General features: G+C 42.0%; 7 protein-coding genes, 3 tRNA genes and 1 pseudogene. 8 read left to right on the forward strand and 3 right to left on the reverse strand.

All coding sequences use genetic code 11. The annotated features are described in order from the left end of the window. The 6 genes and pseudogenes from GBI66_RS07005 to GBI66_RS07030 form a co-directional block, all read left to right on the forward strand. Positions 1-1,606 (forward strand): annotated as a pseudogene (locus GBI66_RS07005) (hypothetical protein); the annotation flags it as partial. Positions 1,607-1,978: 372 nt separating this feature from the next. Next, positions 1,979-3,088, forward strand: a complete 1,110-nt coding sequence (locus GBI66_RS07010) for a porin (protein WP_151715605.1) — start codon at positions 1,979-1,981, stop codon at positions 3,086-3,088. 384 nt (positions 3,089-3,472) lie between these two features. Further along, the gene (locus GBI66_RS07015; protein ID WP_151715606.1) at positions 3,473-4,468 is read left to right on the forward strand and encodes a tripartite tricarboxylate transporter substrate binding protein; all 996 of its coding nucleotides are present in this window, start codon (positions 3,473-3,475) and stop codon (positions 4,466-4,468) included. 96 nt (positions 4,469-4,564) lie between these two features. Beyond that, the gene (locus GBI66_RS07020; RefSeq protein ID WP_151715607.1) at positions 4,565-5,008 is read left to right on the forward strand and encodes a tripartite tricarboxylate transporter TctB family protein; all 444 of its coding nucleotides are present in this window, start codon (positions 4,565-4,567) and stop codon (positions 5,006-5,008) included. Between the two features lie 14 nt (positions 5,009-5,022). Further along, complete coding sequence (locus GBI66_RS07025; protein WP_151715608.1) at positions 5,023-6,522, forward strand: tripartite tricarboxylate transporter permease; 1,500 nt, start codon at positions 5,023-5,025, stop codon at positions 6,520-6,522. 78 nt (positions 6,523-6,600) lie between these two features. After that, positions 6,601-7,647 (forward strand): AbrB family transcriptional regulator, encoded by a 1,047-nt coding sequence (locus GBI66_RS07030; RefSeq protein WP_151715732.1) that lies wholly within the window; start codon positions 6,601-6,603, stop codon positions 7,645-7,647. Positions 7,648-7,759: 112 nt separating this feature from the next. On the opposite strand, the gene GBI66_RS07035 is transcribed toward GBI66_RS07030, so the two are convergent. The 3 genes from GBI66_RS07035 to GBI66_RS07045 all read right to left on the reverse strand — a co-directional run bounded on the left by GBI66_RS07035 (position 7,760) and on the right by GBI66_RS07045 (position 8,060). Then, positions 7,760-7,836: transfer RNA gene (locus GBI66_RS07035), tRNA-Arg, on the reverse strand. A 46-nt stretch (positions 7,837-7,882) separates the two neighbouring features. Continuing rightward, positions 7,883-7,959, reverse strand: a tRNA-Arg gene (locus GBI66_RS07040). 11 nt (positions 7,960-7,970) lie between these two features. Continuing rightward, a tRNA-Ser gene (locus tag GBI66_RS07045) sits at positions 7,971-8,060 on the reverse strand. A gap of 259 nt (positions 8,061-8,319) precedes the next feature. Between GBI66_RS07045 and rnr the strand changes: the two genes are divergently transcribed. Beyond that, entirely contained in the window at positions 8,320-10,755 is a 2,436-nt protein-coding gene (rnr, locus tag GBI66_RS07050) for a ribonuclease R (RefSeq protein ID WP_151715609.1), read from the forward strand. An 87-nt stretch (positions 10,756-10,842) separates the two neighbouring features. Then, positions 10,843-11,430, forward strand: a complete 588-nt coding sequence (locus GBI66_RS07055) for a hypothetical protein (RefSeq protein ID WP_151715610.1) — start codon at positions 10,843-10,845, stop codon at positions 11,428-11,430. Positions 11,431-11,505: the final 75 nt, after the last annotated feature.

Here is an 11,505-nt window from a genome sequence, read left to right on the forward strand (position 1 = left end):
CAACACAGGTATCACTACGGTAGGTGGCGCAATTAGCGGTGTTCTTCCGGGCGTTCATCCAGTTACTGATTTAACCAATCTAGGTACCCTCACCTTTGAAACGTCGCGCGATACAGTAAACGGTACATTAGAAGCAATTTCTGATTTAGCGGGTGCTGATATCGGTGGTGCAGCGGGTTCTCTCACTGGTGTTGTCGGTACATTGATTAATAATGGTTCAACTGCTTCTGGTCTGGTTCAGCATATTGCTGGTGACCTCACTGATGTTGGTGGCCTCATCGGCGGTATTACAGGTGGAATTGGCGGTGGTGAAGGTGGTCCTTTAGGCGCAATTACTGGCATTATCGGTGGGATTACAGGTGGTATTGGCGGCGGTGAAGGTGGTCCTCTTGGTGCAATCACTGGCATCATCGGTGGTATCACTGGCGGAATCGGCGGCGGTGATGGCGGTCCTTTAGGTGCGATCACTGGCATTATCGGCGGCATTACTGGTGGAATCGGCGGTGGTGAAGGTGGTCCTTTAGGTGCGATCACTGGCATTATCGGTGGCATCACGGGTGGTGATCTTGGCAACAACCCTGTCACAGGCGTGATCCAAACAGGTATTGATGTCCTTCAAGGCGTTGAAAGCCTAAAAACAGATATTATCAACACAGGTATCACTACGGTAGGTGGCGCAATTAGCGGTGTTCTTCCGGGCGTTCATCCAGTTACTGATTTAACCAATCTAGGTACCCTCACCTTTGAAACGTCGCGCGATACAGTAAACGGTACACTGGAAGCCATTTCTGATTTAGCAGGTACGGATATCGGTGGTGCTGCGGGTTCTCTCACAGGTGTTGTCGGCACATTGATTAATAACGGTTCAACTGCTTCAGGTCTGGTTCAGCATATTGCTGGTGACCTCACTGATGTCGGTGGCCTCATCGGTGGTGTGACTGGTGGAATCGGCGGCGGTGAAGGCGGTCCTTTAGGCGCAATCACTGGCATTATCGGTGGCATCACAGGTGGTGGTGAAGGTGGTCCTCTTGGTGCAATCACTGGCATCATCGGTGGTATCACGGGCGGAATCGGCGGCGGTGAAGGCGGTCCTTTAGGTTCAATCTCTGACATCCTTGGTGGGATTACGGGCGGTATCGGTGGTGGTGAAGGTGGTCCTTTAGGTTCAATCACTGGCATTATCGGTGGAATCACTGGTGGTATCGGTGGTGAAGGTGGTCTAAGTGTGATTACAGATATTCTTGGAACCATTAATAATGGTGCAAATAGCGGAGATGTTATCGCAGGAATTGCTCAACCGATTCAAACCGTCATTAGCAGTGGTAACATTGCTGTAGATGCCTTACAAGATCATGTCAGTACGCTATTCAGCGATGGCTCATTAGAGAGTATCAATAACCTAATCAGTGTAAGCGTTGGCAATGGAGATTACAGTGCTCACGGAAGTCTGGATGGAATTTTAGATGCGTTGACTGGTACAGTCACTTCAGGCATCGCTGTGGGTGAACCGAATCCAAATGGTGGTTCGTTAACCGATCTTATTTCTCTTCCATCTGCTTTAAACAATTTGACCGACCATCTATTCAGCTCAGTCAACCATTTCTAATTCTAAATAGACCTACTAAAGAGCCGCTGATTTCAGCGGCTTTTTTATACTTAAGTTTTTATAAACCTTGTTTTTTCAGTTAAGTTTAGTACTTATATTTTTCAACGTAACACATTATGTTTATAATTACGGCACAAAAGGTTTATTAATTTAAAAATCAAAATCACTCAAAACCATAGATCTAAAGATTTATAAAATTATAAAAATACCAATCAAAACAACATAAGGCAATTAAATACAAAAAACTATAAAAAATAAATAAAATTCCCAAGAGTCTTTTAAATTAGCCTCGATTAATTACCCCCTAAAACCTCAAGTAAAAAGAGGTCAGGATTAATTACGCATAATTTTTAATTTGTTAGGATGACATCAATGAAAATTAATTTTTTTATCACCAGCATACTTTGGATGGCAACCAGCTCAGCATTTTCATCACCTAAGTTCTATGGTGAGATTGATACCAGTATCGATTATATCCCCGAAAAAAATGCGAATTCAGCTGACCGTGATACCTGGAAAATGAATAGCAATAGTTCATTTCTTGGGATTAAAGGTGAGGAAAAGTTAACCAGTCGCTTAAGTGCACTCTATTCAATCGAATGGGCATTTAATGCCGATGGAGATGGAACGGACTGGTCTCATCGAGATCGATATATTGGCTTAAAAGATGAAAAATTTGGTACGTTGAAAGTGGGTAAAAATAATTCTCCTTTAAAAAAAATGTCGAGTGCTGTAGATAGTTTTAATAATTATATGCGCAACACTGCCGATGTGAGAGGTATTATGCCGGGTGAAAATCGGATCAATAATTCCGTGGTTTATGATTCACCCAAAATCACAGTCAGTGATGAAGCCAATCTTGCGTTCAGTGTTTTACTTGCGACAGGAGAGGCCCAAGGCATTGCCAGTAGTCAAGGAGGCGTTACTGTAGATGGCAATGGTTTAGGTGATGCATGGTCAACCTCCCTAACCTATACCAGTCCAATTTTTTTAGCGGGAATTGCCTACGACAAAGCGATTCCAAGCAACTTCCTAGGTCGTGGTTTCTTGAATGCTGCTGATCCTCATATTAATATTAATCGTGTATTTGCTGCTGCAAATACGATTCGTCTAACAAGCCTAATTAAACCCATCGAAGGAATGGCATTAAAAGCATTGATACAAACATCAGAGGTTGAAGAAGCCAGTGGTAATCAAGCAGGCGCAGCCAATATTGATCAATCGGTAGGTTGGCTCATAGGTGCTGAGTATCGGTTGTCAAACGATTCGAAGTGGAATGTAAAAGCCCAATATAGCCAGAATTCAACCCGTTTTAAAAATGACGATGCAAACTATGATGCTAAACAAATTATGACAGGAGTTGATTATCTATTTAACAAACAATTTAAAGCATATGGCTACACAGCTTATGCAACATTCAAACAGGCAGATTTAGAAGATAAGCAACCTGTAATTGGGACTGGTTTAGAATTTAAATTTTAGAACAAAAATATAATTACTTCCAAAAGCCTAAAGCCCATTAACTTTAGGCTTCTTTACATCCACAAAAATTATTTACCAAATAGTGAGTACTAAAAACCTAAAATATCAAACACAGCGTCCTATATTAATAAATAAAAAATTAAAACATTTTAATTTAATCAATAAAAACAACACTTATTTTAAAAATAAATTGTTCAAAAAATTATATTAAAAAAAAGAATCTCTACAACCCAAGCGATAATGCTAACCTTTTAAAACACTAAAAATAGAGAAGATTGGAGTTTTAAATCTTCTTGTATTAACCCCAATAATCAAGCAATGACGCTTAGATAAAATATGTGCATTGTGCATATTAAAACAATGATGAATGGAGACATATTAAACATGTTAAGAAGCGTTACCTTTACCAGCACCTTAATCATTTTAGGCTTAAGTCTTACAGCATGTACAAAGAATAAAACGGTCACTGGAGAACCCAAACGCCCTGAATGTATTGCACCTGCAAAACCTGGTGGTGGCTTTGATCTCACCTGCAAACTCACTCAAAATGCATTTAAGGAAACTGAGCTCTTAAGCTCCCCTATGCGTGTCACTTATATGCCGGGTGGTGTTGGGGCTGTTGCATACAATAAAATTGTTGCCAATGATCCTGCCAATAACAATGCCATCGTCGCTTTTTCAACTGGCTCACTCCTGAATTTGGCCCAAGGAAAATTCGGACAATACAACGAAAAAGATGTTCGCTGGTTAGCTGTAGTCGGCACAGATTATGGGGTCGTTGCCGTCAATGCAGAATCGCCTTATCAGAATTTGAATGACTTGGTCACAGCCCTACAGAAAGATCCAAAATCTGTCAGTTTTGGTGCTGGCGGTAGTGTCGGTGGTCAAGACTGGATGCAGACAGCGATGCTTGCCAAAGCAGCAGGCGTTAACCCTAAAGAGATGACCTATATTGCACTAGAAGGCGGTGGTGAAGCGATAACCTCTGTTCTAGGTAATCATATCCAAGTGGTCAGTGCTGGAGTTGCAGAAGTGATTCCACATGTCAAATCTGGAAAATTACGCGCATTAGCTGTATTTGCACCTGAACGCTTACCCAATGCGCTAGCTGATATCCCGACCGCAAAAGAACAAGGCTATGACATCCAATGGCCTGTGGTACGGGGTTACTATGTCGGTCCTAAAGTCAGTGATGAAGCCTATCAATGGTGGAAAACCGCTTTTGAAAAAATGATGGCCGACCCTAAATTTACCAAGTCTAGAGAGCAATTCGATTTACTCCCGCTCTCCATAACAGGTGAAGAACTCGATAAATTTGTCATGCAACAAACTAATCAATTACGTATCTTATCTAAAGAATTCGATCTCATTACAAAATAATCTGAAAACAATAAAAGTATTTTGATCACGCATCTTCCGTGGCAACAAGATCGGATCGAAATACGCCTAAATCTGAATGCAAAAAAGGAATATTTTATGTCCGTGGAAAGGATTTTTGCAGGGACTTTAGGCCTCGTCAGCCTTGGTCTTCTATATTTGGCTTGGAGCTATGTCGCCCCAATCGCTTATGACCCACTAGGTCCGAGACCCTATCCTGTCCTGCTCTTAATACTTTTAATTTTATCTTGTCTTTATCTGACCTTTAGGCCTCAAAAACTAACTGAGCAGATTGATCTCGGCTATACCGGCGCTGTGCTAAAGAAAATTGGTGTCATGATGTTATTGATGCTGATGTATTCCCTAACGTTTGAATGGTTAGGCTTTCCAATTGCAACTGCATTGATGTTCTTCACTGTCGGCATGCTGTTTGGAGGAAGTCCAAAGGCCTCCGCCATCTCAGGGCTTGTTTTTGGCTGCCTATTTTACGGTTTATTTGATTACATCTTGGATGTGCCATTACCACTCGGATTTTTGAGTTAATCAAGGAAGAATAAATGGATGTTTTTGAATATTTAATCTATGGTTTCCAAGTCGCACTGACACCACAAAACCTATTGATCGCGCTGATCGGCGCATTTATTGGAACCATTGTGGGCTTATTGCCAGGACTGGGGCCAATTAACGGCGTAGCCTTGCTTCTTCCTTTTGCTTATGCCCTTGGCTTACCACCTGAAAGTGCACTGATTCTTCTTGCGGCTGTCTATTTAGGTTGTGAGTTTGGTGGCCGAATTTCTGCAATTCTAATTAATGTCCCTGGAGATGCCGCGGCCATCATGTCGACCATTGATGGCTATCCACTCGCCAAACAAGGCAAAGCAGGGATTGCACTTTCACTTTCAGCCATGAGTTCATTCATTGGTAGCATGATTGCCATTTCCGGCATTATTTTATTTGCTCCTCTTTTAGCCAAATGGGCCATTGTGTTTGGTCCAGCAGAATATTTCGTACTAATGGTTTTTGCCTTGACTTGCTTAAGCGGCCTTGTCAGTGATCAGCCGATTAAAACAGCTGTTTCCGCCTTAATCGGCTTACTCTTGGCCACGGTTGGTGTAGATGCTGTTACTGGCGTGTACCGCTTTACTTTTGATTCCGTTAGTCTCAGTGATGGCATTCAATTTACCACGATCGTGATCGGCTTTTTCAGTATCAGTGAAATCCTGATCATGCTCGAAAAAACCAGTATTGGGCAGAAAGCCTTAGGTCAAGGCAAGCGTAGTCTATTTAATCTCAAAGAGTTTAGTTTCACCCTCGGCTCAACCATTCGCAGTTCATTCCTAGGCTTCATTGTTGGCATTTTACCTGGCGCTGGCGCAACCATTGCCAGTGCTATGGCATATACCAGCGAACGTAAACTTGCAGGCAAAGACAGTAAATTCGGTGATGGTGACTTACGTGGTATTGCCGCCCCTGAAGCTGCAAACAATGCATCTGCCTGTGGTTCATTTATTCCAATGCTAACTCTGGGAGTACCTGGTTCTGGGACAACTGCAGTAATGCTAGGTGCTTTAACCTTATATAACATCACGCCTGGCCCACAACTATTCACCGAACAGCCAACGATCGTGTGGGGCCTGATTGCTTCGCTCTTTATTGCCAGTATTTTATTGCTGTTGATGAATATTTCACTGGTTCGATACTTTGCCAAGCTGCTCAGTGTACCCAACTTTATTTTACTTCCTGCTATCGCAACAGTAAGTTTTGTGGGTGTTTATGCCATTCATAGCACCATGTTCGATCTGATCCTGATGGTTGCACTCGGTGTGTTTGGCTATGTTTTACGTAAGCTCAACTTCCCACTTTCAGCACTTATTCTCGGGTTTGTGCTTGGCGAACTCATGGAATCGAGTTTGCGTCGAGCGCTGTCTATTTCCCAAGGCGAACTCTCTATTCTATTTGACGGTTACATCACTAAGACACTCTGGATTCTCGCGGGGATCATGATTGTTTTACCACTCATCCGCTGGTTACGTAGTCGCCAGCAAGTGAACTCATAGTCATGCAGCCAATAGCGATCATAGATGGCTATTGGCTTCTACCCACGTTCTATTCATCCTTTATCGGCGACTGTGTTCATGATCTACCTCAAATATATTTCGAGTCTAGCCATTGCCTTCATCGGTGCACATCTTGCCGAATGGTTACATCTCCCCCTGCCTTGGCTACTCGGACCTTTATTTATTACGGCCTTACTCAAGATTAATCATGCCCCTATTGAATGTCATCACAGCGCACGCAATATTGGCCTGTCCATTTTAGGGCTAACCCTCGGCCTCTACTTTACCCCGCAAATGATCCAGCTCATTGCAAGCCAATGGCATATCTTATTATTGGGTCTTCTCTTTGCCCTCAGTTTAGGTGGTGTAGGTTCTGTCATCTTATATCGTTGGGGCAAGGTAGACTTTAAAACAGCCTGGTTTGCTTCGGCTATTGGTGGCGCAAATGAGATGTCGAATTTAGCCGAATACTATCAGGCGCGTGTCGATAAAGTCGCATCTGCTCATACCTTACGCGTATTAATGGTAGTGGTCACCATTCCCTTTTTTTATCAATTTATGGGATGGCATGGTATTGATCACACAACCATGAATCACCATACCGATGTCAATGGCTACGGCCTTGTATTATTAATCTTCTTGGCTTACTTAAGCAGTTGTATTTTTCAATACTACAAACTCCCTAATCCTTGGACCTTTGGTCCATTATTGGCTGCAATTTTACTTACAACCCAAGATATTCACCTTTCAGCAATACCGACATCGATCCTGCATTTAGGCCAAGTGTTACTGGGTTGGTCATTAGGAAACAAATTTAAGCCTGACTTTTTTAAAACAGCGCCTCATTATTTAACTGTTGTGGCTTTAAGTAACCTAGCTGCTCTACTGCTGACCGCTTTGTTCGCCTATAGCATCAGCTTCTGGACTAATATTCCTCTACCTACACTCGGTTTAAGTCTTTCTCCTGGAGGGGTAGCCGAAATGGCATTAACCGCTAATATATTACAGCTTGGTGTACCAATAGTGACCGCATTTCATGTGGTACGTATGATTGGGGTGCTTGGAACAGCAGGATACTTATATGATTTTTTTGCAAAAGTTCATAAAAATAAGCTATCTAAATAAATTAGGTTGTTTAAAACTACTTTGCTTAAACACAGTCTTATAGCTTAACGAGGCAATAGCATCAAAATTCAGGCACAAAAAAACCGCAATTAAGCGGTTTCTTCTATTAAGTTGGTGCGCTCAGAGAGATTCGAACTCCCGACCCCTTAGTTCGTAGCCAAGTGCTCTATCCAGCTGAGCTATGAGCGCATTACTTATGTGCCTATTTAGGCGTGTGTTACTTTAAATCTTTACTTGGTGCGCTCAGAGAGATTCGAACTCCCGACCCCTTAGTTCGTAGCCAAGTGCTCTATCCAGCTGAGCTATGAGCGCTTTAAGTAAAGTGGCGGTGAGAGAGGGATTCGAACCCTCGGTACAGTTACCCGTACGCATCCTTAGCAGGGATGTGGTTTCAGCCACTCACCCATCTCACCGTAACACGAGCGCAATAATACAAACTAAAACCACATTACACAAGGGATGTTCCTGTTTTTTTCTGCTTTTTAAGTTCAATCAAATGTTTTTTAATCAATTTCCTCATTTTTTCAGCATTTTTTGGTTCAACGCTTGTTAATATAGTGTTCTCTCCTTTATTCAGATTGGCCAATAAACAGAATCTTGCAATCTTTGACGTGCAGTTAGAGTTTGAATGACTTATGCTAAACCGATCTGCCAGATGTGAAATGAAACGATATGACTACAAATTGGGTTGATCCCGAAGCAAAAGCAGAAGCGCAACGTTACGATAATCCTATTCCTAGCCGAACTCTTATTCTAACTACACTAGAACAATTAAAAACTGCACAGTCTCATGCAGAGCTGGTTGACCACTTTAATATCCCAGATCAAAAAAGTATTGATGCATTGAATCACCGTTTAAGTGCCATGGTACGTGATGGGCAACTTATGAAGGATGGTTTTAAATACCAACCTGCAACCGATCTGCCAACTCATGAAGCAACGGTCTATATCAATAGTAAAGGTCTAGGTACTGCCAATATTGCAGGTCAGGACGATATCCTTTTACCTGAACGTGAACTTCGCCTAGTTTTTAATGGCGACCGCGTTAAAGTGCGTCAGACCTCCGTTGATCGTAAAGGTAAGCCTTGGGGCTTTATTAGCGAAGTAGTACAACACCGCGTTAAACAAATTATTGGTAAATTGTCTGAACATGAAGGTGAATACTTCATTCAACCCAGCAATCCGAACCAGCATCAACCGATTACCTTAGAAAAAGAATTGATTGAGCATGCCAATGCTAAAGTTGGTGATATGCTCCGTGTTGCAATTGATGACTATCCAACACGCGAAGAACTGGCGACAGGCCATATCGTTCAATCAATGGCGGATAAAGCAGATACAGAAATCATCATTCCACAAACGATTCTAGAATTTGGTCTGCCTTACGAATTTCCTGAAGCTGTGGTGAAAGAAGCAGAAAGCTTTAAAGAACCATCCGCAAAAGATCTTAAAGGGCGTGTTGATCTACGTGATCTACCATTGGTTACGATTGATGGTGAAGATGCACGTGACTTTGACGATGCCGTATTTGCTGAAAAACGCCCAGGCGGTGGTTATCGCGTTGTCGTTGCCATTGCCGATGTTAGCCACTATGTGCGTTTAGACTCTCCATTAAATGAAGAAGCAGAAGAACGTGGTACATCGGTTTATTTCCCACACTTTGTATTGCCTATGCTTCCAGAAGCGTTATCAAATGGCTTGTGTTCTTTAAATCCGCATGTTGACCGTCTGTGTATGGTCTGTGATTTAAAACTATCTCGTGCAGGTAAAGTCACAGGATATGAGTTCTACCCTGCGGTGATGCATTCCAAAGCGCGTCTGACGTATACCCAAGTGGGACAATATTTTGAGGGAGCAACCAATGCGATTCCTGAAGATAAGAGCATTCATAAGTCACTCAATACACTCTTCCAGCTTTATCAAACACTAAAAGGCTTACGCGCTGAACGTCATGCAATGGAATTTGAAACCATTGAAACCTATATGACCTTTGACGAATTAGGTGGGATCAAAGAAATCTTGCCGCGTAGCCGTAACGATGCACATAAACTGATTGAAGAATGTATGCTGCTGGCCAACGTTGCTGCAGCAGAATATGCTTTAGAGCATGATATTCCAATGTTGTATCGTGTGCACGAAGCACCAGAGTTTTCACGTATTCAGAAAGTGCGTGACTTTGTGAAATTGCTTGGTCTGCCATTCCCTGAACAGCCAACTCAAGCAGATTATCAAGCCGTCATTGAAGCAACCAAAGATCGCTTAGATGCACCAAGTATTCATGCAGTGTTGTTACGTTCGATGATGCAAGCCTACTATGGTGCGAAGAATGCAGGACACTATGGTTTGGCATATGAAGCATATACCCACTTCACGTCACCGATTCGTCGTTATCCTGACTTATTATTACACCGTGCGATCAAAGCGTATTTAGACAAAAAAGTGTATCCACTGTCAGGTGCAGCCTTAGATGATGCGGGTGAGCATTTCTCCAAGACAGAACGTCGTGCCGATGAAGCATCACGTAGCGTCACCATGTGGTTGAAGTGCCACTATATGCAACAGCATATCGGTGATGAATTTGTCGGGGTTATCAGTGCAGTCACTGAGTTTGGACTATTCGTGACCCTAAAAGACCTCTATGTCGACGGCATGATTCATGTTAGTCAGTTAGGTGATGACTTCTTCATTTATGATCAAGCAAGTCAAAGCTTAGTCGGTCAAAACCGTGGACAATCCTTTAGTCTCGGTGATGAAGTCAAAATTCAAGTTGCGGGTGTAAACTTGGAAGAACGTAAAATTGACTTCCAGTTGGTTCAACAACTCACCCATTTGGGTCGTGTAATTCGTCAAAAAGCACCACGTACTGCGAATCCTTCTAGCTCGAAGCGTGCTTCAACAACTGAAGAAGTATTTGGCAAACCGCCATCGACAAGCTCTAAAGTCAGTGAAGATGGTGAGAAGCCTGTACGCAAGAAAAAGGATAAGAACAAACCAAGTTCTTATACCAAAAAGCCTGCAAAAAAAGCTTCGGCTAAGCCTGAAAGCAAAGACAAGGCCAAGAAAAAAGTGAAAAAGAAAAAGTCTAACGCGAAAGCAAAGGCTGAGTAATTTTTACAAAATAAGAGAGCTTCGGCTCTCTTATTTTTTGTTATATAATGAATAGATAGAATATTTCTAAATATAAATAAAATCCGAATGACTCACTACCGCATCACAAAATATTATTACCACCATTACTTTTCTATTCTCTTCTTCTTTCTCGCAATCGGTGCTGCTATTTCTGTATTTTGGAGTGATTTTTCACCTAGCTTTACAGTAGAAATTGTCGCCTTAATCATTGCATGTTTTCTCTATGCCTTACTCCTCATTTATTTTCTATACTTGAAAAAGAAACAGGAATGGGTGATTCCTAGACAATGGCAGAAAGTACAAAAACAACCTAAACATTATGCTTTATTTATTTTCCCTTTATTCATTATTCCCGTACTCTGGCTCAACTTGGCTGGTACGCTTCCAATGATTTGGACGTATATCACTGGAAATTCGGAAATAATAGAGGCATCAGCAATTGCCGAAAAAAAGCACACGAGACATGGGAATATTTATTTTTTTAAAACAGCTTATTCCGACATACCGATCTTTAGAATGACATCGACTGAATATCAAGCGTATAAAAACCATCAACTCAAATTAAAGCTGTCTACCCGTCATAGCTCATTCGGTACATATGTAATGTCGATTGATGAAATTCAGGTCGCAACGCAAAACCCAACGAATAAATAATCAATCAACCTTGATTTCTCCCCTCCGAAGCCCTACATCTATAACTATGTTTAAAGATGAATATGGCAAAAATAC

Source organism: Acinetobacter sp. TUM15071 (genome assembly GCF_008980925.1).
Lineage (GTDB): Bacteria > Pseudomonadota > Gammaproteobacteria > Pseudomonadales > Moraxellaceae > Acinetobacter > Acinetobacter dispersus.